22 protein-coding genes are annotated in these 23,057 nt (G+C 35.3%); 2 read left to right on the top strand and 20 right to left on the bottom strand.

What is annotated here, in order from left to right; all coding sequences use genetic code 11:
• Positions 1-103: 103 nt before the first annotated feature.
• The 5 genes from ACOXY8_RS08275 to ACOXY8_RS08255 form a co-directional block, all read right to left on the bottom strand.
• The gene (locus tag ACOXY8_RS08275) at positions 104-904 is read right to left on the bottom strand and encodes an SGNH/GDSL hydrolase family protein (protein ID WP_458331102.1); all 801 of its coding nucleotides are present in this window, start codon (positions 902-904) and stop codon (positions 104-106) included.
• Between the two features lie 89 nt (positions 905-993).
• Entirely contained in the window at positions 994-1,563 is a 570-nt protein-coding gene (locus ACOXY8_RS08270; protein ID WP_458331101.1) for a cytochrome b/b6 domain-containing protein, read from the bottom strand.
• A gap of 294 nt (positions 1,564-1,857) precedes the next feature.
• Positions 1,858-2,787, bottom strand: coding sequence for an NAD-dependent epimerase/dehydratase family protein (locus tag ACOXY8_RS08265; protein ID WP_458331100.1), 930 nt, complete (start codon positions 2,785-2,787; stop codon positions 1,858-1,860).
• A gap of 91 nt (positions 2,788-2,878) precedes the next feature.
• Positions 2,879-3,979 (bottom strand): DUF6544 family protein, encoded by a 1,101-nt coding sequence (locus ACOXY8_RS08260; RefSeq protein ID WP_458331099.1) that lies wholly within the window; start codon positions 3,977-3,979, stop codon positions 2,879-2,881.
• Positions 3,980-4,020: 41 nt separating this feature from the next.
• Positions 4,021-4,212 carry a hypothetical protein gene (locus ACOXY8_RS08255; RefSeq protein WP_458331098.1) on the bottom strand — a complete coding sequence of 64 codons (192 nt, stop codon included), beginning with the start codon at positions 4,210-4,212 and terminating at the stop codon, positions 4,021-4,023.
• Between the two features lie 261 nt (positions 4,213-4,473).
• On the opposite strand from ACOXY8_RS08255, the gene ACOXY8_RS08250 reads away from it, so the two are divergent.
• Together ACOXY8_RS08250 and ACOXY8_RS08245 are read left to right on the top strand one after the other, a co-directional pair.
• Entirely contained in the window at positions 4,474-5,190 is a 717-nt protein-coding gene (locus ACOXY8_RS08250) for a class I SAM-dependent methyltransferase (protein ID WP_458331097.1), read from the top strand.
• A gap of 362 nt (positions 5,191-5,552) precedes the next feature.
• Positions 5,553-7,052 (top strand): serine hydrolase domain-containing protein, encoded by a 1,500-nt coding sequence (locus ACOXY8_RS08245; RefSeq protein WP_458331096.1) that lies wholly within the window; start codon positions 5,553-5,555, stop codon positions 7,050-7,052.
• 171 nt (positions 7,053-7,223) lie between these two features.
• On the opposite strand, the gene ACOXY8_RS08240 is transcribed toward ACOXY8_RS08245, so the two are convergent.
• The 15 genes from ACOXY8_RS08240 to ACOXY8_RS08170 all read right to left on the bottom strand — a co-directional run bounded on the left by ACOXY8_RS08240 (position 7,224) and on the right by ACOXY8_RS08170 (position 22,984).
• A complete protein-coding gene (locus tag ACOXY8_RS08240; protein WP_458331095.1) occupies positions 7,224-7,757 on the bottom strand; it encodes a GNAT family N-acetyltransferase in 534 nt (177 codons plus the stop codon).
• Positions 7,758-8,023: 266 nt separating this feature from the next.
• Complete coding sequence (locus ACOXY8_RS08235; protein ID WP_458331094.1) at positions 8,024-8,686, bottom strand: hypothetical protein; 663 nt, start codon at positions 8,684-8,686, stop codon at positions 8,024-8,026.
• A gap of 36 nt (positions 8,687-8,722) precedes the next feature.
• Positions 8,723-9,262, bottom strand: coding sequence for a hypothetical protein (locus ACOXY8_RS08230; protein WP_458331093.1), 540 nt, complete (start codon positions 9,260-9,262; stop codon positions 8,723-8,725).
• 6 nt (positions 9,263-9,268) lie between these two features.
• Positions 9,269-9,730: a hypothetical protein gene (locus ACOXY8_RS08225; protein WP_458331092.1), complete on the bottom strand. Its 462-nt coding sequence runs from the start codon at positions 9,728-9,730 to the stop codon at positions 9,269-9,271.
• On the bottom strand, positions 9,709-10,875 hold the full coding sequence (locus tag ACOXY8_RS08220) for a hypothetical protein (RefSeq protein ID WP_458331091.1): 1,167 nt from the start codon (positions 10,873-10,875) through the stop codon (positions 9,709-9,711). Before ACOXY8_RS08220 ends, ACOXY8_RS08225 begins: the two co-directional genes overlap by 22 nt.
• Before the next feature lie 842 nt (positions 10,876-11,717).
• Complete coding sequence (locus tag ACOXY8_RS08215; RefSeq protein WP_458331090.1) at positions 11,718-13,349, bottom strand: MutS-related protein; 1,632 nt, start codon at positions 13,347-13,349, stop codon at positions 11,718-11,720.
• Positions 13,350-13,405: 56 nt separating this feature from the next.
• Positions 13,406-13,864: a DinB family protein gene (locus ACOXY8_RS08210; RefSeq protein ID WP_458331089.1), complete on the bottom strand. Its 459-nt coding sequence runs from the start codon at positions 13,862-13,864 to the stop codon at positions 13,406-13,408.
• A gap of 105 nt (positions 13,865-13,969) precedes the next feature.
• Positions 13,970-15,154 (bottom strand): hypothetical protein, encoded by a 1,185-nt coding sequence (locus tag ACOXY8_RS08205; protein ID WP_458331088.1) that lies wholly within the window; start codon positions 15,152-15,154, stop codon positions 13,970-13,972.
• A gap of 183 nt (positions 15,155-15,337) precedes the next feature.
• Complete coding sequence (locus tag ACOXY8_RS08200; RefSeq protein ID WP_458331087.1) at positions 15,338-15,766, bottom strand: DUF1801 domain-containing protein; 429 nt, start codon at positions 15,764-15,766, stop codon at positions 15,338-15,340.
• A gap of 308 nt (positions 15,767-16,074) precedes the next feature.
• Positions 16,075-17,856 carry a serine hydrolase domain-containing protein gene (locus ACOXY8_RS08195; protein ID WP_458331086.1) on the bottom strand — a complete coding sequence of 594 codons (1,782 nt, stop codon included), beginning with the start codon at positions 17,854-17,856 and terminating at the stop codon, positions 16,075-16,077.
• 136 nt (positions 17,857-17,992) lie between these two features.
• Complete coding sequence (locus ACOXY8_RS08190) at positions 17,993-18,196, bottom strand: helix-turn-helix domain-containing protein (protein ID WP_458331085.1); 204 nt, start codon at positions 18,194-18,196, stop codon at positions 17,993-17,995.
• A 2-nt stretch (positions 18,197-18,198) separates the two neighbouring features.
• A complete protein-coding gene (locus ACOXY8_RS08185) occupies positions 18,199-18,867 on the bottom strand; it encodes a DUF2975 domain-containing protein (protein WP_458331084.1) in 669 nt (222 codons plus the stop codon).
• A gap of 826 nt (positions 18,868-19,693) precedes the next feature.
• Entirely contained in the window at positions 19,694-20,296 is a 603-nt protein-coding gene (locus tag ACOXY8_RS08180) for an outer membrane beta-barrel protein (protein WP_458331083.1), read from the bottom strand.
• 279 nt (positions 20,297-20,575) lie between these two features.
• On the bottom strand, positions 20,576-21,361 hold the full coding sequence (locus ACOXY8_RS08175; RefSeq protein ID WP_458331082.1) for a 2-oxo acid dehydrogenase subunit E2: 786 nt from the start codon (positions 21,359-21,361) through the stop codon (positions 20,576-20,578).
• A 486-nt stretch (positions 21,362-21,847) separates the two neighbouring features.
• On the bottom strand, positions 21,848-22,984 hold the full coding sequence (locus tag ACOXY8_RS08170; protein WP_458331081.1) for a hypothetical protein: 1,137 nt from the start codon (positions 22,982-22,984) through the stop codon (positions 21,848-21,850).
• Between the last annotated feature and the right edge of the window lie 73 nt (positions 22,985-23,057).

Genomic DNA, 23,057 nt, shown 5'->3' with positions numbered 1-23,057 from the left:
AATATACCATTATTTTTTAGGATGTTAAGAGATTGAAATGCTTGCAAAGGAGGATTATTGTTTTGCTGTGAGTTGACAGATAGCTATCCTCCCGCTGTTTTTTCTAAGTTTCTTTGAAGGGAAAGGAAATGGCAGTTTTCTCATTCCTTTGAATAGTTCTCGCTAGATCTATTGCCCAAGTCTGATAGGTAAGTTTGGATGGATGTATACCATCGCTAAAAAAATCTGATGCTTTTGCTTCTACTTCCAGATGGTCAAGCCAATCTGCCAGCGTAATCTTTTTGCTATAATAGAAAACCTGTGGATCATCCTTAGTGATTTTATGTAGTTCCTCGCCCAATATTTCCACCAGATTGCCAATGGTAAACTTGATTAATGGTGTGAATGCTGGGAACTCCTTGATAGGAGGCATATTACAAAAGACAAGGAATGCTTTGGGAAATTTACTTTTCAGCTCAGCTATTATTTTGACAACATAATGCTTCCATTTCGAAGGAGTATTTAGCGTAAAAGCGTCGTTTGCACCTAAACCAATTACAATTAAGTCGATGTCTGTTTCGGTAATTTTTGGGATGATTTTGTTAGCAATACTTGCGGCAGTATATCCGCTTTTGGCATAAACTTTCCATTTCACAGTGTGCTGGTAAATTGCGGAAAGTTCCTTTGCTAATGAGCCTGTAAACCCTTCTTCGTGACTTTGCACACCAACACCAGCCATCGTGCTTTCACCAATAGTCAATAAGTTAATAGAAGGATTTGTGGTATTGTTAAAAATACTTTTTCCTTCAGTTCCTGTGGCTTCTGGCAGAGATGGAATTTGCGCACGAATTTTCTTTCCTTGAAAATACATAATAGGCAAAAGCGGGAGGGAAAATATGCAGCCTAGGATGTATTTGAAGTTCATAAGGTTTTCGATTATGTTTTAGCCTATTAATCATGGAGGCTTTTTTTCGCAGATTTTCATCATCTAAATGGATGTTAATCGACCATTTCTCAATTATTCTTTCCGCTTATAATTCTAGATATGATTCCTTTTTGGTTGGTGAATTCAGCAATTAAGACACCCGTCAAATGAATAATGATAAATGGAACAAGATAATAGATTGAGAGTACATGTATTTCCTCAACAGGTTTCTTTAATTCTGCTGGACCTAATTCTATAATTAATCCCGTAACTAAAGATGCTATAACACAGATGTAAAAAATGGCGTACGTCCATTTCTGAAACTTTTCCTTGATAGTTATTTTCTTATCTAATGGATTTTGTAATTTCATTTCTCCAAAAATTGGCAGTAAAAAGCGAAGGCCAAATAAACCAGCCAAAGTATATCCGATATAGATATGCCACTGCCACATTGGTTCACGTATTTGCTTAGCCAAAACAATAAGTTGATCTTGTGACAAGCTCTGCCCATTCTCGGCAAGGTAAGTTCCGATTATTTCTGCCATGTTGTCCTTGTTCATCCAAGTTAATCTTAAAAAAATGGTAATCAACAAAAGAATGAATAGAATGGCAATTGCCCAATGGACGATTCGATAAATTTTACTGTATGATTTGTTCATGGTGGTGGATTTTAGCTATAAGTAAAACATTTTATAGCAAAATTCAGTTACCGATCTTCTAGTATTTTTTATAATATTGAAATTGTTCTTCAATTATTTTAAGGAGAGTGTTTTCGACTCAATTACAATGCTTTATATTTCGGATCAAGTTTTTTTCGGAAAACCATAAACTATGTTCCCAAGATATTCCTTTAATGAATTTTTTAGTCAAAATCAAGAGGGAGGTCATCTAGTCTATATTATGCTTAAAGTTTTTTTAAATAAGAATAAAGCCATAAAGTATACTTACCCAAATCACGTATAATCCATTTCAACAATAGTTTTTATTCCATCCATGTATGAGGTTGGCTCCATGCCAAATTCCTTCTGAAATTTACTGCTGTCAAAAATATAATCGCGATCATATTGATAGAGCATTTCGACGGATTCTTTCATCACTGGCACAAATAGCCCGATAAGCTGAACCATAAACTTTGAGACTACTCGATACTTTGGTTTCACCTTCATTTGGTTCGCGATAGCCTCAACCCATTCTTTACCAGTAAGTGGATTTGAGGCGGTTGGCAAATGCCAAACTTGACCATAAGCTTTTTCAGTATTTCCCAATAGTGCAGTGGCTTTACCTGCATCTGGAGTGAAAGTAAACGAATGCTTAAAGTGATCACCAGCCATCCAATTTGCAGTTTTGCCTTGACTCAAAGGCTTAAAAACTGTCTCCGTCAATAGACTAGTTTTATCGATTGCTGGCCCGTAAAAATCTGCTGATCTTGCTATCAGTGCTTTTATCCTCCCGCTTTTTATTTTATCCAAAATAATTTGAGCAATCTCGGCTCTTACTTCACCTTTTTTGCTGGATGGATTTATCAGTGTCTCCTCTGTCATCGGGTTGAGGGAGCTTTTATCATACATGTACACATTGTCGAAGAAGACCAATTTGCAGCCCTCATTTTCACAAATAGTCAACAGGTTTTGGATGAATTTCGGCCAGTTCTGTCGCCAAATTTTGATGCTATATTCGAAGCCTACAGTCACATAAACTACCTCAGAGCCGCTTATTGCTTGTTTCAATTCATCGGCATTTAGAATGTCTGCCTTATAAAGCTCATCTGTTTCGTTTACCTTTTTGGGATTTCGGCTTACTAAGCGGATTTCATGGGTATAATTTATCAATGCTTTTGCAAGTTCGATACCTATAGTTCCACCTGCGCCAAGGATAGTTTGCATTGTATGTAAGTGATTTTTATTTGAATTACCCAAATGAATATGAATTACCCAAATGAAAATTCAGATTAATTTTTAGGAGAGATACGAATATTTAGTGGCTAATATTCTCATTATATTTAATATCCTTGATTTCTAATTTTAGCCAAGTCCAGTCCTCATGCTCAAGTTTCCATGTTGCAGTCATTTTGGAGGGGATGGTAATTCCTTCGAAGGTATTGTGTTCTTCCACCAACAAAACCCATTCATATCTTTTGGCTTCTGAGTCATTGCCTTGATAGCGTAAAGCAGAAAACTTGATGAAATTTCCAGCAGAATCAAAATAGAAAGTACCACTTCCTTTTGTGCCATTGTAGTCTATCGTGGCTATTGCTGTTGTATCATTTATTTCTTGCCAAGTGATGTATTGACTCATGGCCAATGTTGGAAACCAAACCATTTCGCCTAAATATCGCTGTATGCTACCTTCATCTAACTTCGGCCCTTTTTCATTCACTATGTTGAAGAGCGCATTTAATTTAATCAACATTTCTCCTGTACCATCTTCGAATTTGTCTCGACCATGAAAGCTCATCAGGCTATTCATTTTCACATCTACAGTCCAAATAAATGCAGGCTTAGGGATAGTAGAATACTGGACAGCCGTGGCATTGAGCCAATTTTCCTGCTCGGGTTTTAGTTTGATTTGGGCTTCTTGCATAACCTGCCCTACATTGATAAAGGGCTTCCCAATTATGCCTGATTTCTGAAGCCAGTTTTGAACGGGTTTTGGTAAATCTTTTGTGTCATCTTCTGAAACTATTCTTTCGGAAGAAATAATGTTCTGGCTTAAAATATCAGAGGTTTCAAGCTGGACTAGTTTCTGAAAATTATAATTTCCAAATGCAACTAGCGAAACTAGCAGAACAGCAATATTGGGTAAAGTGCCAAATTTTGCGTCCTGCCAAAAGAGAATGATTAGCATTTGTGAGGTGATAACTGCAGCAAAGCCTACAAGCCAGACATATTTGTGGTTAATAAAATACAAAACACAAAAGATCAAAAATAGGATAGTAGCAATTAACCAAATCAGTCCTATAGGTTTTGATATGGGAAGTGTCAATTCTTTCACCTCCTTAAGTCCAAAACCTTTTGCAAACCCAAGCAAATGGATTAGACCATGAATAAGAATAAGGACTAGAAAAGCGATTCTCATTTTATCGTGCCTTATAATTTTAGCTATGTAATAGCCATTATTTATTCTTCCTCAAAGCTGACTATCTCTACAGTATAGTCGGCTGTTGTTACATCTCCTTTATCGATCCAATAGTTTGAAGTTAAGATTTTATATTTATTTTTTTCAGGATTATCGATACTCCAGATGAATTTATGTGCATCTTCAAATTTGACAGCTCCTTCAAGTTGGTCTGCATATAACCTTTTCACCAAACTATTTTCCCTTAAACCTCCCGCAATCACTTTTACAAATTATTCTCATCTATTTTGGAGCACTTCGCAATCCCTTTTCTCTGCGCGCGTATGCTTGTAAAGGGAGTTTTTTGGCCAACCTGAAGAATATCTCCCATCACGTTAATCATGAAAATTAGCTTCAGGGTAAAGGTTAAAAACAAATCAAGAGATTTAGCTTTAGAAATTAGCCAAATTTGAGGGTTTTATTTATGTTAGTCTAAAGGTTAAAATTACAAATAGATGATCAAAGAGAAAATAGTTTCTGCCTATGAACTAATGGCTGAGAAGTATAATGAACTTATTGACCATAAACCTCATAATGCATATTACGACAGACCGAATACGCTCCAATTGTTGCCTGATGTGAATGGTAAAACCATCCTTGATGCCGCTTGTGGACCCGGAAAATACGCGGAAATTTTAATGGGTAAAGGAGCGATCGTTAAAGGGTTTGATATAAGCCCTAAAATGATTGAATTAGCAACCATTAGAAATGGTAGTAGAGGAACATTCTTTGTTCACGATTTATCTACCCACTTTACAATGATAGAAACTAACTCTTGTGACATTGTACTTTGTACATTAGCAATGCATTATATCGAAGACTGGTCACTTACTATCAAAGAATTTAATAGAGTTTTGAAAGACAAGGGAATTCTTGTTATATCAATCGAACACCCATTTTATGAGTATAAATTTTTCAATTCCGAAAAGTATTTTGAAGTTGAAAATGTAAAATGTACTTGGAATGGGTTTGGACAAGCCATCGAAGTCAATAGTTTTAGAAGATCACTTAGCGGATGTATTACACCGTTGACAGATAATGGTTTTTACATTGATAAGCTAGTTGAGCCAAAACCCACAATAGAATTTGAACGAATGGATCCTAAATATTTTAAGGAACTCAATGAATTTCCTGCATTTATGTGCATCAAAGCGGTTAAAAAAGATCACTGAATATGCTGGAAAAGTAAAAGGAAATCAGCCTGAAGCTAGGTGCTTAATTATTGGAATTGACCAAATTCGAGAGTTTCTTTTCGATTAGTCAGTATCATTAGACGACCTTATGAACAGCAAATTGATATTGAAAAATGAATGGATTCCTAAACTATTCAAAATGCTATTTCAGTAAGGAACTTACTAAACTAAAATCTCCATCCATCGAAAATTCATTATCTGATTTGTTAGAAGTCGTATTACAACATCAATCTTGGCGCGAACCATTGTTTATCGTCGAGATTAGATCAATTGGCTAAAACTGTAACCAATCAAAATTTTGATCATCCTATCTATATAAAACGATTAATAGAATAGGCAGTATGAATCAAGCGACCATATTATTACTTTTAATAGGGGTTTTGCTCATTGTATTTTCTTGCAAAACAAATGTAGACTCTAGATCTCAAAACATTCGTAAATTTCAAGATGACCACCCTCAATTTTCATCAAAATTTGAAAACCAACTAAAAGGCATTTTCCAAGAAAATGAGATACATGGCGATTTCATTTTTGCGGTAGTTGATGAGAATGGATTGGCCTACTCCCTTGCTTTTAATCGAGCTGTCATGAATGGCGAAAAATCTTCTCTTGACAATAATTCCCCCATTTATATTGCCTCGAGCACTAAGTCGTTTACCGGAACATTACTCAAAATGCTAGAGCAGGAAGAAGTACTAGATTTAAACAAATCACTTAATGATTACCTTCCGCAGCTAAATTACAATGACAGTATAGACACAAAGAACATCACAATTAAACGTCTTTTGAACCACACTCATGGAACATTTAGCACTCCTATGTCATGGAAGACAGCTTTTTTGGGATACAGTGGCAAAAATGCAGAATTAATCAATGATTTGAACAATGACTTTCTTCTTGACCGAACGGGTAAATTCCGGTATTCAAATATTGGGTCAATCATTGCCGGTATGGTAGTAGAAAGTGTAACAGGAAAGTCATGGAAAAAAGCAATGGAGGAACATATTTTCACTCCTTTGGAAATGAATAACACAAGTGCATATGTGAGCGATTTCGATCTACAAGACATTCGCCCATCACTTACAGTTTCCAATGAAAATGGAGTCATTGAAAAGGGCTTTTATAAAAGTGATATCACAATGCATGCGGCAGGTGGAATAATTTCAACTATAAATGACCTCTCTAAATGGCTAAAGGCAAACATTGCCGAAGACACCCTTCTACTAAATAAGAACTCTTGGTCTGAACTGCATACATCAACCACTTCACAAGACAATACTTATTTCACTTACCATCGTTCAGGATATAGCTTGGGGTGGGATGTTGCTGCATATCAGAATGAAAAGATTTTGACCCGCTTTGGCGGTTTAGCCGGAATAAGTTTCCACATGTCCTTTATGCCGGAAAGAAAAATTGGAATTATTGCTTTCTCGAATGACAACAGAGCTTATCTATTGCCTCATTTGATGGCAGATTATGCTTATAATTTGATTAATGAATTACCCGCAGACAGTATCTTAACGCTTGAAAAATCGAAATTCGATAAGAGTTTTGATATTGAAAATGCAATCATATACCCTGATGATTCGCAAATCCTACGTGTTAGTTCGGCTAATGATGCAATCCTTGGCACGTATCTAAGCACGGAAAATTGGCCAAATATTTCTATTGAAAAGAGTGATACCCATTACATTCTCCAGTGGGGCATATTAAAAGGTAAAATCTATAATAGCCAAGAGAATGGTTATTATAGTAATTTGGGTGTTCTCACAAGGGACTTCAGCTTAATGAATGACACTCTTGTGACGGGTTCACTGACCTACGCCAGAGAAAAAGAATAAAAATCTACTAATTTTATTGAGTGCTAAGTCATTATCTAATCTGGATCTCTATTGCTTTTTCTGGATATTGAAACAATTGCATATGAAATCGGAGGATTCTGAACTAGTCTTTCCTGTCCAGTTTAAGATTCAACTCATATGATTATAAATACCTATCGTCTGATATGTTAACTAGCCAAAAAAATTAGCTAAATACTCACTATACGTAATTTCATAGATTAGTCCCTCTCGTCCATTAAAGTCAAATGTGGTTTTATAGGACATTCCTAATTTTTCGAGGACTTTTATTGAGGCTGAATTCGCGTTCATTGCCCGGCCTACAATTACGCTTAAGGCTAAATTATGAAACCCAAATTCAAGGCATTTTTTGGCTGTCTCTGTTGCAAAACCTTGATTCCAATATTCCTTGTAGAATCTAAAGCCAATATCATATTCATCTTTCTCGGGTGAATATTTTAGCCCACACCAACCGATAAATTTATTATTGCGCTTATCAATTACAGCCATTCGGCCAACGCCATATTTTTCATATTGATCATAATTTGCAAGAAATATTTTGGCTGCTTCCATTGAGTCGAATGCTAGATCTCCTGTATATTTCAGCACATCTTTATCTAAATTTAGAGCATAAAAATCCTCAGCGTAATCAATGCTTAGCTTACGCATAATCGTCCGTTCTGTTTCTAATTGAGCTTGTTTTGTCAATTTTTGCTTAGTGAAATTTGAAAGCTGGGTAATTGCCCATTCATTTGTTGGATATTTCCCCAGCTAGTTTTGTGAGCAATTAAAGCTATATATAAAGTAGCAAAATATTTAGCAATTGTCTTTCAAAAGAGCTGTTTTCTAGTACCCAATCTTCAGAGATCAATGTTTTTTACAAATCCAAGCAAATGGAGTCACTAATCCTAATAAAACCCGGAAAAGTGATTCTCATTTAATCCTATACAAGATAGAATTAAAAGCCATTAAGCTTATTCCTCTTCAAAGTGAGCTATCTCAACAGTATAGTCTTCGGCTGTGGTTACGTCTCCTTTATCAATCCAATACTTGGAAGTCAGAATTTGGTATTTATTTTTTTCAGGATTATCGATACTCCAGATGAATTTATGTGCATCTTCAAATTTGACAGCTCCTTCGAGTTGGTCTGCATATAACCTTTTCACCAAACTATTTTCCCTTAAACCTCCCGCAATTACTTTTGCTAGCAATTCTCTATCGTCACTGATTTCGATACCATCATCATCCAAAATCTCAAATGCTAATAAAGTAGCCTCAGTATTTGGGAATTTTCCATTGAAAGCCTTGTATAGCAATTGGTTTATGCTGAATAAATCATAGTGTAAATTAGGCTCAGGGTATTCTTCCGCTACTTTGTCGACCGTCATTTCATGGCTTATTGATTGAATTTGGCCTTCATTTAATGTGTCACCCAATTTGTAATTTAAGATAATGCTGGCAGCCTCATTAGGATCAAAATCAGTGATCGCCATATGCAACATCTCCTTTAGGTTTTCTTTCTTAATCGTATCTGTTTCAGGAAAATCAAATTCTTTTAAAAGGTTTGAATAATCTTCATTTGTCCAATATGAAGGAACTTCATTTACTGTCTCTACATTTGTTATTTTTACTTTCATAGTTAATTATTTGTGATTTTAAATTTTACGGTTTATTTAATTTCTCTTGGCGAAAATTCTGATTTCAAGCTTTCGTTCTTCCGGAATAATGGTTTCTGAAGCGAAAGTTTTCCCAAAATTCTGCGTAAATATTTTCTTGACTGATATATAAGAACTGATCTTCGAATACATGTAATTTATTCGAGAATTGGTTATTCTTTCGTTAATAGCCTTGTTGCCAGATGCATCCGTGTATCCTGAGAGCTCTATCTTAGTTATATTCTCATTTCTCAGGAGTTCATTTAGCGATTCTAAAGAGTAACTTTTAGAAGTTGTTTTACCCATTTCATAATACAAAATAATAAGGGTAGTATCAATTTTTTCCTCCATTTCATTACCCTCTACAGGATCTGAAAAAATGAAATCTCCTTTGCCAATTTGATTTTGTCTAGCTGGAATTTCTGAATAAAGTCTCTGAATCAGTTCATTATTTGAAACAGAATCATAGGTTACAATTAGTATGCTATCATTTTTTATCGCAGCTCTTAGTTGTAAGGGAGTCTCGTTATTAAGAAAAACAGAATCAGTTACAATCAATGGCCTTTACTGAGTTCTAAACTGAGTTTGCGGTAGCGGCTTTTCTGTATTTAGCTTTGTAAGCTTTAGATCTTGCAAGTCTTGCGAGTTTGATCTTAAAATACTTGAATTCACCTTCAAGTGACCTTCAACGGAATCTACCCGAATATGCAATTGAGATAATGAATTTAAAACTGCACTTGATGAATCAATTCGGTCTAAAAGTTCAGCGTTTGTGGAACTGATTTGTAGCATTCTCATTGTCCTTTCCAAACGATCAGGTTTGCTTACTGGAAGAGTTACAGTTTTTGCATAAACCGCGTCGGTCAGCAAAGGAATTGGCTCTTTAGAGAGAGACGCAGCATTTTGATCATTCGATTCGTCAACATATAAACCTACAAAACCGACTTTTTGGCTTTGGCAGGCACCTATGAAAATGGCAATGATGAAAATGGCACCAATTGAGGTTATTTTTTTATTCCAAGCCATAAGTTTAGTTCTAAGGACATTCCAACAGTTGGTATTACTGATAATTTTTTGAAGTTCTGAGATCCTTTCTCACCTAGAATTATGCCGCCTACATTTAAGCGAATCACCTTAAACATTCTAAAGCCAATACCTGTGTACACCGGTAAGTCAACTCCAGGTGTTGTATATTCGGTGCCATTCGCATCTTTGATTGGCTGAAATAAAACTCCTGCTGAATATCCAAATGAATCAAACATTCGTGAGTTTGATGCTAGCTTACTCTTATTATTAAAAGGGATTGTTAGGCCTGCACCAGGTGTAAAATTGACGTTTTTAATTTCTCTATTATCAATGTCAATCGATTTGCTCCACGCATACATTCCAACATTAATGGGAAGCGTAAATGGTTCTTTATCCGTCTCAATTGATTTAATATTTACTTTTCTGTGATGTTGGACTATCTGGCTATTAATGAATGGGGCTAACTCAGATTTAACTAATTCGACTAGGTGGTCGATTTTTTCATATATGAGTTGACTACTAATTTCATCTTTCTCTGTATTTGATTCTCTTCGTAGAAATCTGCCAAACTTAAACTTGCTTTGGTTTTTCAGTTCTTGTAATACCAAAGACGTAGGAGCCTCAATTTCTAGAAGATTTTTTGATTCATGATACTGGAACGATTCTCTTATTAATTGGCCTAATTGTTCATAAACATTTTTAGGCTTATTGACGACCACATTCTTTCCATCAAAATAAATGTTGTTAGAGAGTAAAAATCTCACTCGCTCTTCCACATTATTAAGCAAGGTCTCTTTTTGATTGCTACTTAGCAGTTTGTAGGTAACAATCTCAAAATCGTACTTCGTATTGGATTTCAATATTGCAGGTACCACGATATTGAACGTTTCAGAAGTATTGCCTTCGAGTCTATTCCAAACGAACTTGTGTAAAATATAATCTTTCCCTTCGTAGGAAATATTTACTTTAACCAGCTCTACTTCTTTACCAGCCTCACCAATGATTCCAAATGGCTTATCAAATGGTATAGATGGTGTGTTCAAAAATGAACTGGATTCAAAATCTATCTTTACAACTCTTTCTTGGCCGTAAGCCAAACCCAAAGTGAAGATAAATAGAACTATAAAGGATAAATGTTTTTTCATTGTGTTTTTAATTAATTTGAATAAGTAGTTTCAATCATTGAAAGCTTAAATTTTTACCACAGATGTTATTGGCCGAACATGGCCTTAGGTGCTTTTTGATAGGTTTAAAAATTTTAAAAAATAGTTTCTTAGTGATCGTTTAAAAAAAGTTGGAACAGAAATTCAAGCTCCAAAATCGACTGAGCCCATTGAATATATCTTCTTTACTCAGGCCTAATCACTTTACATTGAGCATGAATAACGGCTGACTATACCAATCAGATTTCCAATATCACTTGTCAGTAATAATAGTCTGACTTGCTAAATGTTTAAAGCATACGTTTAGCTGGGTATTATTTTTTAAGCTTTTTGAGGAGAGTCATTGGAATACACAATTGAAGACTTCCGCATATTTCATTAGAAAATAACACATGACTGTTAAAATTCATTGATAAGAACATCGTTAAAAGCTCAGGATTCTTCCTTAAAACCATAACCTTAGGCAGTCTTTTTTTAGTTTTAGACAGAATGGTTTTTAGCTTAAATTAAGTTTAAGACAGAAAAAATTTAAAAGATGAAAAAATTAGAGCTTTCCTTAGGGGAGGATTATCTATAATAGCCTAAACGCACTTAGTATTTAATAGTTTTCATTTTCAAGGTGATTTAAATATGATATTTAAGGACAACTTAAATTCATAAGCGAATCATATTTAGTTTAGCGGGAGGATATTTAGAGATTAATGGGTTTCGTTTTGAGCAAAAAGGTATTTGTTCTTGCCGTTAAATACATAATAGCCGGCTTCTAGTAAGTAACTTTGTAGGCAAACTTTTTATGCTAGTTAAATTCATCAATCATTAATTTTTCATATTCTTTTTTTATCCCCAAGAAAATTTGTATCCCGTAAATGCTTTTCGTCTCTAATCTGTGTCGATATTTTTTTTGCTTCATCAATTATTTCAAGCGGATACTTATTTAGCGCTAATATCCTGATTGCATTAGTAGTTTTAAGTTGCCCATGTTTGATTTTGTAATCAAATAAAATGCTATCATTTTCAACTACTTCCGTAAAATGGTAAAGGTCAAAGCTATCTTCTAAGTACGCTGCCAACTCAAGGTCATGGGTAGAGATGAAAACTATATTACCCTGTTTTGCTAAGTAAGAAAGCACAGATTTTCCTGCTGAAATACGCTCTACCGTATTTGTCCCTTTGAACATTTCATCTAATAAGAAAAGATTATGAACACCAGACCTGCTTTCCTCAACCATCATTTTTATGGTAAGGACCTCTTCAAAATAATAACTCTTATCATTCATTATGTCATCAGAGATTCTAATAGCTGAATGGACTTTTAGAGGTGGGATTGCGAACTCCCGAGCAAAAGCGGTATTCAGCGTTTGGGAAACAATAGCATTGATGCCAACAGTACGAATAAATGTGGTTTTACCAGACATATTTGAGCCTGTCAATAAAACGGACTTCTGATGGCTCTCAATAGAATTTGCCACAAAGTCTGGGAGGAGTGGGTGAAAAATGTCCTTTGCGAGCAACTCCTTCTTATTCTCAAATCTCGGAATAGTATAGTACGGAAGGTCTTTTCTTAATGAATCAATAGAAATTGCCACATCAATTTCTGCCACAAGCTTAAATAACTGGTGAATCTCATTCCTTTTAGAATCAAATTCTTTGAGCACATTAAAGAACACAAGAGGTTCAATAAGAAATAATGCTTTTACAATATCAAGGAAGCCTTCTAATGCTTGGCCTATATCACTCTGAAGCTTTGCTTCTAATCTAAAAAGGGACATCTGAAACCCAATGCTGTCAATCGCCATGATTGCATTGTTAATTTCATTATTCGTTTTAGAAAGCACTTCTGTTTTCGCCAATTCTTTAGCTACCTGCTTTAGTTTTAATAACTCAAGTATTGACCCACTGTATTGAGTGAATTTTTCTCTATTCCAGTAATGGATGAAATAATTGACTCCAAGAATCGGTATCAATATGATAAGGAGCTGAGGGAAAAATATAGACAGAATAATGGTTAATATACTTGTAAGGGAAAGAATTGGGACGACCCAAAACCATTTAGGTTTAGGGAGATGATTCTCCTGGAATAGGGAAGAAATATAATAAGCATCATTGCTATTTAGCCTTGATAGCTGCTCCAAAGTAGATTCCTTGAGTTCATTATTTGCATTAAGAACCTTAATTAAGTCTTCGAATCTGTCGAATCTGTCTTTATTGCTAGGGATAACTCTCAAGGCATGGTATAAGAACTGTTGCCCGATCTTAGATGAAGTTCTGTCAATGAACATAAATAACTCATCCAAATCCAGATCCTCGTAAGTTTTGTCAGAGATTACTTGAAATGCAGTTGACGTATCATTATTCAAAAAGTACTGCCTTATTCTATTAAAGTAAAAGGTGCCATTTTTTATCTTGGAATAGTTAGCTAAGAGTTCCTCTTTTTTCTTCTTTTGTGATTTGAACATTTTTATTTTAGGCCTACTTTACCACAAGCTAATTACAAAAGCGGTTGATTTCATAATTACGCCCTACCATATTTATTCACAATAGCCAATTGCCCGGCATGATAGGCAGTGTGGGATATTATTCTTCCAAAAGCCTCTGCTTTGGTTTTTGAGCCAAACTCTTTAGTGCTAATGCTGCTTTGCCAATCTTCATCGGTTTGTTTTTCTACTATGGACTTTAGCTTTTCCAAGGATTCAGACACATAGCTTTTCAAAGCTTCCAAGTCTGTCCATTCGCCTGTATCATGTTTATCTATCACCGTTTTGGCAGTCACTTTTATTGTGCTTTCGCCAAATACATTTTTGGCAAATAGCAGTTCCACCTCACCAATATGGCGAATTAGAAAGCCAACAGAATTGGGTGACTCTCCCAATTTCTTTTGTAGATCTTGCTCAGTCAGATTCTCCAATTGATTGCTAAATCGCGTTCTGGCTTCCAGCCAAAGTTCAAGTAATAGGTCTGTTTTAGTTTTCATAGTTTTAAATAGATATGTATCGAGTTAACGAGATAAATATCGCGAACAAAAGATTAAAACTGCTAATTAACACGACCCTCTGTGGACTGCATTTAGGCAGAAAACTTAATTTTCAACCTTCTGAAGTTCATAAATGTAAAATAGTTGGCTGTCGCGCTCAATATTGGGATCTACGTAATTGGTGGATAGGAATTGACCATTTCCGAGTTGTAGTCCAATCATAGGTTCTGCCATTGGGAAATCATGCGAAATGCGCTTTCCATCTTTAATTAAGTAAGCCCTCGTATTCGCCTTTGAGTTTCTGAATTCTCTGAGCTTTTCTTGGTCAGTTTCATTTGCACCAATGAGCTCTGAGCCAGCTTTACGCTCACGGTATTGGATAAGCTGCCGATCGTCGAATGAATAAAACCCCGTAAAAATCTGATTCAAGCTTTCATACAAAGTATTGCCAATTAGATTTTCCATTGGCACATCATAGGAAACTCCCTTTAGCTCATTGGGATTTTCATATTCAAATTGGTTGCTGTTAAGTAATTGGGGTGGATTGGTTACCAAATCGTAGGTATAAATAACTGGTTCAAGTTCATGGATAAGCTCCAGCACCTTTCTGTCATAGTTATAGGAAATAATCACATCAGCCAAGCCAGGATAAAAGGTGTTAGAAGTCAAATACAAACTTGAGTCTGGAAGGAAGTGATAGGGTTCTACATCGGCTGTTTTTAAGTCTAGACTGAATAGAAATGGATTTTTGTGATCCTCTTTTTTAAGCACAAAAAAGCCAGAACCCAATATAGTAGTGGTACTTGCATTTTTGGCTTGCGGACGGGAATTTGTAAGGTAGGCGATTGAACCTCCCGCCATAATTATATAGGCACCCTTCATGGGTTGGTAATCAATTTTGTCGATAAGCTGCCAATCTTGATCATAGATATAATATCTCCCTACTCCCGCCACCCCAATTTTACCATCTCCCAAATAGTTTACCTGATATGATCCAGTTCCTCCATGATTATTCGGGCCATCACTCAAGAGATTCACTTGATTCAAAATTTCTCCTTCATTATCAAACTCAATATAATCTCCACTTCTTTGATTGTATCCTAGAAAAATGTCTCTTTCCGTATCATAATCTAGCAAATGGATTTCTTCCATAAAGTCCACAATGATAGAATCGACTTTTGCTAATTCGTAGGTAGAAATGGCGTTTTCTTCAACAAAATTGTCATTACTTGAGGAGCAAGAAACATGTAGAAACAAAAAAAGCGGGAGGAATAAGAAGCGATGGTTCATATTTAAGGTTTAATTAGAATATGGAATATGACTTAAATATAATTTATGACTATTAAAAGAAAATTAGGCTCATAATTCTGTTCAGTATGTTTAACTATCATAATTAGTCTAACTGTGGCTACTCGGCCATTACAACTTGCTTAAATTTTTAAAAAGCGGGATTTTCTTGTGAGCCCTCATTAATCAAATCCCCAAAGTCATCAAGTGTTTCACTTTGTGGTAAGTCAATGTGGCTTTGATACATTCTTTTAATTCCAACACGGGAATATTTTGCTTGAGTGGAAACACAATGGCTCGGTTTCCTTCGAATTGAAATTTGTGCTCAAATACTATACGAAATGTGTCAACTAAGCGACTTGTACACTGAAAGTACATCGCGTATTGGTCAGGTGAATTAGTTTTCCAATCCATGCGTAGCGTGCTTCCGTGTTTAGTTACAAAACTCGGTTCGCCCCATTTCAAGGTTTCTTCAAGCTGGTCAATACTTTCCGTTTCTTCTGCAGTTTCAATTACCAGCTTCCTTAGAAATTCCATTTTCTCCCTAATGTGAGTTGGGTAGGCGGAAAATTTCTCCTCAAATTTTGGGTTTGTTTTTAATACTAGTTTTCCCATTTCTATTCTTTTGAGGCAATATATAAATTCACTTCGATATGGGTTAGGCTTTTTTCATAATTAGATGGTTATTAAACCAATAATTACTAAAAATATTCCTAATATAATTGTTTGATAATGAGCGGACTTTTCAATTTCATTTGCATCCTTATTCATTGGGTTTAGAATTTTGAAAAGTAGTATCAAAACCCCCAGTATTATCATCAATATCCCCAATAGCGAGTGGTAAGTGGCATCTGTCATAGATCATGAATTTATCATCTTTTACCATAGTTTCCCACTAGGAATTCATTAAACAATATTCTTAATCAATAACTCCAAAGCCTCAGCCCAATAATATCCCAATAGAGGAGGTATAATGAGCTAATACAGCAGGCAATCGTGATTATAAAGGCATGGTATTTTAGCCATGTATTCACTTTTATATTTTTAGATACATTGACCAACAATTTTACTAAACCCAAAAAGGATAGTATGAAGAACAGCCAGCCAAAGATTAGAAAGAGAACAGCACCAAGGCTATACATCTTTTCCGGATTATAAAACAGCAATATTGATGCGATCATACCAACTAAAGAGGAGATGGAGAGGAGGGGAAATAATTGAAGTTGAATATTTTCTCTTTTCCTTCTTAGCCAGCGCAGAGGAATCCATACAATTAGACTTATAAATCCCATAGCGATTATGAGAATGCATATTAATGCCATATAAAATTGTGTATATCCGAACCAACTGGGGATTTGTTTGTACGACGCATCATTTGTTAGCCATAGCCAATTTCCTTCCACATCTTGTGCAAAGGCAGAAGATGCCATGGGTTCGCCAGCATTCCTAAACAATAGGTTGCCAGCTTGTAACAACTCTAACTTGTCACCCAATATTGATGATTGATATAAGCGACCATCTTTTTCTTCGATAATAGGCATATCTATCAGCCGATAAATGAAATAAGCAATTTCTCCCAATTGAGGAACCGAAGTGATGGGCTGGTAAAAGCCTAGTATTTCATTTTGTAATGTGATATCAATTTCAGAAATCTCTTTTTCCGGTTCAATTTCAGGTCTATAAATTGAAGAAAGAAGTACTGATTTAATGGCTTTAATAGCCTTCCCTCCATCTACATTATTGATTAAAATGATGTACCCAAGGTTAAGATTTCGAGAGTATCCAAACTCTGACAAAAACCCTCCCGCTCTTCCGGAATGCCCATAAAATAGGTTTCCTTTTTCAAATGTTCCTTGAATGCCTTTGCTATAACCATATCCAATACCTGCTTCTGCTCGAATCGAACTTTCGGGTGTTTCCATTCTTTTAACAGATGATTCAGTCAATATTTGCTTACCTTCAAACTGTCCATTATTTAATAGCATACGAATAAAATTTGCCATGCCATCAACCTTTGTGGTCAAAGTGCCTGCTGGCCATTGTGGAATATCTGGAAAGGGCACTTCTACTATATTGACATCTCCTGCATAGCCCTTAGAAAAATGGGCGGTAGTAGAATCATTTGGATGATAAGTGGCATTGTCCATCCCAAGCGGCAGTAATATTTGTTTGCTTGCAAAACTTGAGAATGATTCACCAATGTTTTCTTCGAGAATATATGCTGCTACAACATAGCCGAGTGTGTTATACTCAAAATATTTACCTGGTTCCCAGCGCGTTTCAAGTGATTGTTCACTGATTTTCATCACCTCTTCAAAAGGAGTGCTTGAATTCGCAACAGGGAATAGATTAAAATGCGCTTCGTCGAAACCGGATGTGTGTTCAAGTAGATGGATAAGTCTTACTGGACTCAATTTTTCCCATTGATTGCTGAATTGCAAGGATGGAGCAAGCTTATTGATGGGGTCATTAATGTTGAGTAATTCTCGTTCCTCCGCAATCATTGCTGTAGCCGATAAAAAGGTTTTAGAAATGGATCCAAGGGAGAACAATGTCTGCTCGGTAACTGGGATATTATTCTCAATATCAGCAAGTCCTAATGAAGCACTCCAAATAATGTTATCTTTTGTAACCAATGCAACGCTCGCTCCTGGAATATTATGATCGTCTAAAATTTGCAAAATTTCAGATTCCAAGTCAGCCATTCTATGTTGTTGAGCTTCAACATTAAAATGCTGGAAAGCTGTAATAAGGAGAACTATTAAAATGGTGTATGAATGTTTCAATTTGATACACATTGTTTATGGTGAATGAAAAATGGGTGCAGCTTCTTTAGAATAGCTATTCTTCAAAATCTAAAATATCACCAGGCTTACACTCCAGTGTTTTGCAAATGGATTCCAAAGTGTTAAAGCGTATACCTTTCACCTTCCCTTTTTTAATCAATGATAAGTTTGTCATAGAAATTCCGACTTTCTCGGACAGCTCAGTCAATGACATTTTCTTTTTGGCCATAGCCACATCTAGATTTATAATAATAGGCATAGCTATAAAATCGAATCGTTATCTTCCTTAATTAAAACACCAACCCTAAATACCTCGGCAATCACGAATAAGACAATGCCTGTAATTAATGATTGGAGATTCAAGTCCAAGTTTAACCATAATTGATTGGATCCAGCAGCTGAAGAGAAATTGAAAAAATCAACATACGATTTCTCTCCAATGCTTATGTTATTGATGATGTAGCCACGATAAACCAAACTCCTGATGAGGCAGTATGGGCTAAAAACCATTAGTAAAATGGCAATGTATTTTATCCTTTGAGCATTTTCAATACTAAATGGGTGTTGGTGATATATAGAATTAAGCGTCCTTTTGAGAAGGATAATCATGTAAATGATAGCAGCAATGACAATGACAGCATCAATAAACTTTAACAGGAAATAACCAATCGCATCTGAAGAAAACTGTATCGTACCCTTGTCAATAATGAGTTTTGGGTCATTAATGGAAGAGCCTAGCGGTGTCAATTGAAAGTCCGTGGAAACTTCACTAACCTCCACATCCCAAGTAGAAATAAGTTCTCCTTCGTCGTTGAGCGTGAAAATAAAAGCACCCACTACGTACACAGCAAATGCTATTGATGCATAAAGAGCAAGGCTTGACAAAAACTGGAGCACCTTAATTCCATTTTTGTAATTCGGTTTAATCATCGTTTTTATTTTTTGACAAATAAACACGATGATTGAATGTTATGCAAATAATATTTTATGTTTTACATAAAAAAATCAATCTCTTATGATGAATAGATGCGTGCTTCGTAATGGTTTTATGGATCAGCGTTAATTGCTGGCTAGAAAATTATTTCATCTCATTTTCAATTTGTTGCAGTAGAAACTCTTGGCCCAAATTAAGTTTATTTGTTAGCGGATTTGATGGACTTATTGCTCGTCAAAAGGGGGTTATTTCGTACATAGATTTTCCCTCCCGCAATTTTTCATAGTTTACTTCTGCAATAATCCTTAAGAATATTCCGGTAGTTACTGGGGAAGTGTATTCCTCATCCTATTGAAGTGCTAAAATCTTTCCGCAAGGTCTTGAAGTCTCTTCGACTGGCAAATGGAATTTCCTTTATGTATTTATCAATAATTTATCGAGTAGCTATAAGCATTATGCTTCCGGCAGGCGCAGGCATATTGTAGATGTATTTTTTTTTTTGCAGCTTGATTCTTACACCATATAGAATTTCAAGTCATATTAAATAATGCCTAATCCTTGGTAAACAAACTATAAAAATTAGCTAATCAATTGGTGAAAATGAAAAAAACAAACCCTTCAAGATAGCAATGCCATTGAAGGGTTTATTCCTTAGTATTAAAAAATTCCTTGATATCAAATTGAAGACAAGGTTGTCACTCAAAATCTACTCAATACTGATTTAGGTTAAGAGTACTTGCTAGACAGATAAAATTAATCAGTCAATTATCACGTCCGATATATGATTAAAACACTCGAAAGGCCACCTAACCTATTTAGTAATCAAAATTTTAATGTAATTCCCAATCCTAAAGAGAGGTAGTTAAGATCTGCCGAAGTAGGAATCGTTTCTATTTCAATATCCCTGCTTAAGGATCTATAGCGCAAGCTTGGCATCAATGTCCACCTTTCCCCTAGAGGTATTGCCAACCCTCCTTCTACCTGCCATCCAAAGCCATGGCCAGAATCAGAAATAATATCATCGCCCTTTTCAACCTCAATATGATTTGCCAATCCACCTAGTCGAGCTAAATAACTAATTTTAGAATCTCCTATTGGATGAATAAATTGAAGGCCATAACTATATCCTGTTTCTTCAAAGTCTAAACTAGTACCGTCTATTTTTTGATCAGAGCCAAATTTATTCCAGCTCCACCCTGCGTATACTGCCAGATGTGGCATAAATCTGTAGGCAAAGTTGCCTTCAGCTCCGAAACCAGTATTAAGATTAGCTTCTCCTAATTTTTCCATTGGAAAATTTACTCCTGGCCGTAATTCGAAACTCCATCGATCCTGTGCAAAAGTGTTTTGTGAAACACATACTAAAGAAAAAGCTAAAATCATTACGGACATAGCTTTCCCATAAAGATTATTGTTTAATTTCATTATTGTTGACTTTAAAATTCATTTAGATTAACGATATGAATTTCAGTCATTTAATTTGAATTATTCATGATTTTGGTCATTAGTCATTATGATTTTTCATCATAGAATATTCACTAATTATATTTCAATAAAAATATTTTAACTCTGTTAAGCTTAGGTAAAATCTAATAAATTTTGGACTATATGACTATCAATCCACATTCAACATTTTATTTAAGGCACTAAAAACAAGGGTTAGCTTTAAGTTTCTGTTGATTTTTGCTTTGTTTTCCTGCATTTTCATAATTGCGAACCCTTCTCAATATTGGCAGTTAGCTTACTTATAAATCTCGCCATTTCTGCACCATCAATTACATCATGGTCTAGCAAAACAGTCATTTTCAGTACTTCTCTAATTTCTATCTTATCATTTATCACAATTGGCTGTTTGGAAACTTTCCCAATGCCAAAGCAAATAGGATGAACGGATATAGGAATAAACCAGCCATTTGCATTTCCTATCATCCCGACTGATGTTATGGCTACGTTACCCATTTTACTAAAAGCAAAATTTGGATGACTAATCAGGTATTTCCAAAAATATCTCCTGATGAATCCGGGAAGCAAATAGTAGAGCCGCTCAACTCTATTTGATTTCTTTTGAAGGACTAAATCTTCCTTGCTAAGTACTTGGGACTTCGCTTCATTTATTTGCTTGGTTATTGACTCAATACTACGTGCATTGGCTTTTTCAATTATTAGTGGGATCGGTATTTTTTGGCCGTTCAGCTCCTTTTCAACAGTAATTGATACATTAATATCATTAAATACTATGATCTTTTGTTTTCCTTGAAGGTATGCTGTAACAGCCTCGTAATCCTTAATAGTAGCGCTTATCTCCTTTATCAGCCAAGCCGTAAAGGAAATCCTATTTTCATTCTTATTATGCAGTTTTATTCTTTCCCTACTTTCAGATACATCAATTTCTATTAATGCAGGAATATGATGTTTTTGAAGTCCAATGGCACAAACATCATTTGTTGCAATTCTTGATTTTGGAAATTTATGAATCTTATAATCAGCCATTTACAATAGCATTTATTAGTACGGCGTACAACGATTTGCAGAACTCTAAGATGGCTATTTCAAACCATTATCAATATACCACAAATTTGAAAAAATATTACTGAAGGTGCGGGAGGGATAAATTACTTGAGGACAGACTGGATTCCTCTAACTAATTGAGACACGTGAAAAGCGTTTCAATTGATTTTGGAAAAGTAGTTTGGAGTATCACTTAGCTGGAAATATAAACCATGGTTCATCGTGCTCTGAGTAACATTTTTGTAAACTATCTAAGCGATAATTAACTTTTTCCTTTTAATAAGAACAACCAATTACAAGTAAAAATAGAATCAGGCAGTTTAAATGTTTCATACCAATGTTCATTAATGAAAATACGCTCTTGTTATTCCACGAAATATCTAGCTAGAGACAGAAATATTTGCGCCTAAATTTCATTCACAATAAGTTATAACTCCCAAATTAGCTATCTGTCTTTCCGCCAACATATTACTTGGACTTAAATTTTAAAACCTCAGCTCTCCAAAATGTATTTATCTCGTCTTGTTCAATTTCAAATAATGAGCAAATCGACTGAATTAATTCTTCATTGTCGTTGGGCGTCTCCAAAAGCTTCTTCACTAAAGCTACTCCGCCTTTATCATAGGCTAGTTTACAAAAAACCGCACCTGTAGTGTAGAATGCAGCAACTTGCCAACCCCACTTTTTATTGAGTACATCATCAAAAGTTATTGAATTATTTACAGCAATCTCATTTGCTAAAGTACTTGCACTTTCTTCAAAGGTTTTTCCCATTGTGCCACCTTTCCAAGTTGCAAAGCCCTCTTCAATAATCCAATGTCTTTCATATTTTGGAACAATCAGGTGAATAAATTCATGAGGAAAATACTCCGAACCCAAACCACTTAAAAGTATTCGATTATCATTCATTCCAATCCCTGTAGTGTATCCAGCAAAAAAGAAATCGAAATTGAGCAATCTACCTAATTCGTCTCCACTGCCTGTTATATAAAAGTCAAAAGGATCCCATTCAGGAAATTGGAACTCTTCGGTTATTCGATCACAAAACAGGCTTGCATTTATTGCTAGTTCCTCATTGAAATTATGATCGGATGGAAAAATGAATGTTATTTTACCAATCGTCTTTCTATTCCAATTTTCTGTAATTACGGGAAGTGCATTTTTCAGTTTCCACTCAGCATTTTCCTTAACTGCATAAAGTTTCGTAATGCTCCAAGGGTTGGACTTCCGATATTCTCTTTCAAGTCCGTCTGCAGAAAAGATTGTCCTAATACCATAACTGTCTCCTTCCTTTTCAATAGATAAAATTGTTGGCTTAAAGTATCCCAGCAACTGATTTGAAGGAAACTGATATAAGTATGCTCGGGAAAAGTCAAAACTCTTGTATTTTAGTTTTTCAGCTTGGTTCCAGTATGGATTATCATATAATTCGTCCGGCTTAGAATTCAAATAATTAATCCAAAGCTCGGCCACTTCTTTAACTTCTGCTTTGGTAGTATCTACTCTTGAATGAATTGTAACATCAATTTTTGTCTGCTGACCTAAGATTTGAGTCGAAAGAAGTAAAAAGAAAATTAACCAAACTGAAATATTCGTTTTTTTCATCCGTGTGATCTGGGTTTTCATAAAGCCATTATGATACTTTTATGCGCTCATTGTAAGGCTTAATGCTGACTTT

This window comes from Peijinzhouia sedimentorum (assembly GCF_049340005.1).
GTDB lineage: Bacteria > Bacteroidota > Bacteroidia > Cytophagales > Cyclobacteriaceae > CAXBDP01.
The sequence above is the reverse complement of the archived record's forward strand: the minus strand, read 5'-3'. Positions and strand labels throughout refer to the sequence as shown.

Coding starts and splice junctions, on each gene's coding strand:
- ACOXY8_RS08275 (WP_458331102.1), bottom strand. CDS start 904: ATGAACTTCAAATACATCCTAGGCTGCATATTTTCCCTCCCGCTTTTG.
- ACOXY8_RS08270 (WP_458331101.1), bottom strand. CDS start 1,563: ATGAACAAATCATACAGTAAAATTTATCGAATCGTCCATTGGGCAATT.
- ACOXY8_RS08265 (WP_458331100.1), bottom strand. CDS start 2,787: ATGCAAACTATCCTTGGCGCAGGTGGAACTATAGGTATCGAACTTGCA.
- ACOXY8_RS08260 (WP_458331099.1), bottom strand. CDS start 3,979: ATGAGAATCGCTTTTCTAGTCCTTATTCTTATTCATGGTCTAATCCAT.
- ACOXY8_RS08250 (WP_458331097.1), top strand. CDS start 4,474: ATGATCAAAGAGAAAATAGTTTCTGCCTATGAACTAATGGCTGAGAAG.
- ACOXY8_RS08245 (WP_458331096.1), top strand. CDS start 5,553: ATGAATCAAGCGACCATATTATTACTTTTAATAGGGGTTTTGCTCATT.
- ACOXY8_RS08235 (WP_458331094.1), bottom strand. CDS start 8,686: ATGAAAGTAAAAATAACAAATGTAGAGACAGTAAATGAAGTTCCTTCA.
- ACOXY8_RS08225 (WP_458331092.1), bottom strand. CDS start 9,730: ATGGCTTGGAATAAAAAAATAACCTCAATTGGTGCCATTTTCATCATT.
- ACOXY8_RS08220 (WP_458331091.1), bottom strand. CDS start 10,875: ATGAAAAAACATTTATCCTTTATAGTTCTATTTATCTTCACTTTGGGT.
- ACOXY8_RS08215 (WP_458331090.1), bottom strand. CDS start 13,349: ATGTTCAAATCACAAAAGAAGAAAAAAGAGGAACTCTTAGCTAACTAT.
- ACOXY8_RS08210 (WP_458331089.1), bottom strand. CDS start 13,864: ATGAAAACTAAAACAGACCTATTACTTGAACTTTGGCTGGAAGCCAGA.
- ACOXY8_RS08205 (WP_458331088.1), bottom strand. CDS start 15,154: ATGAACCATCGCTTCTTATTCCTCCCGCTTTTTTTGTTTCTACATGTT.
- ACOXY8_RS08200 (WP_458331087.1), bottom strand. CDS start 15,766: ATGGGAAAACTAGTATTAAAAACAAACCCAAAATTTGAGGAGAAATTT.
- ACOXY8_RS08195 (WP_458331086.1), bottom strand. CDS start 17,856: ATGGCTGACTTGGAATCTGAAATTTTGCAAATTTTAGACGATCATAAT.
- ACOXY8_RS08190 (WP_458331085.1), bottom strand. CDS start 18,196: ATGCCTATTATTATAAATCTAGATGTGGCTATGGCCAAAAAGAAAATG.
- ACOXY8_RS08185 (WP_458331084.1), bottom strand. CDS start 18,867: ATGATTAAACCGAATTACAAAAATGGAATTAAGGTGCTCCAGTTTTTG.
- ACOXY8_RS08180 (WP_458331083.1), bottom strand. CDS start 20,296: ATGAAATTAAACAATAATCTTTATGGGAAAGCTATGTCCGTAATGATT.
- ACOXY8_RS08175 (WP_458331082.1), bottom strand. CDS start 21,361: ATGGCTGATTATAAGATTCATAAATTTCCAAAATCAAGAATTGCAACA.
- ACOXY8_RS08170 (WP_458331081.1), bottom strand. CDS start 22,984: ATGAAAAAAACGAATATTTCAGTTTGGTTAATTTTCTTTTTACTTCTT.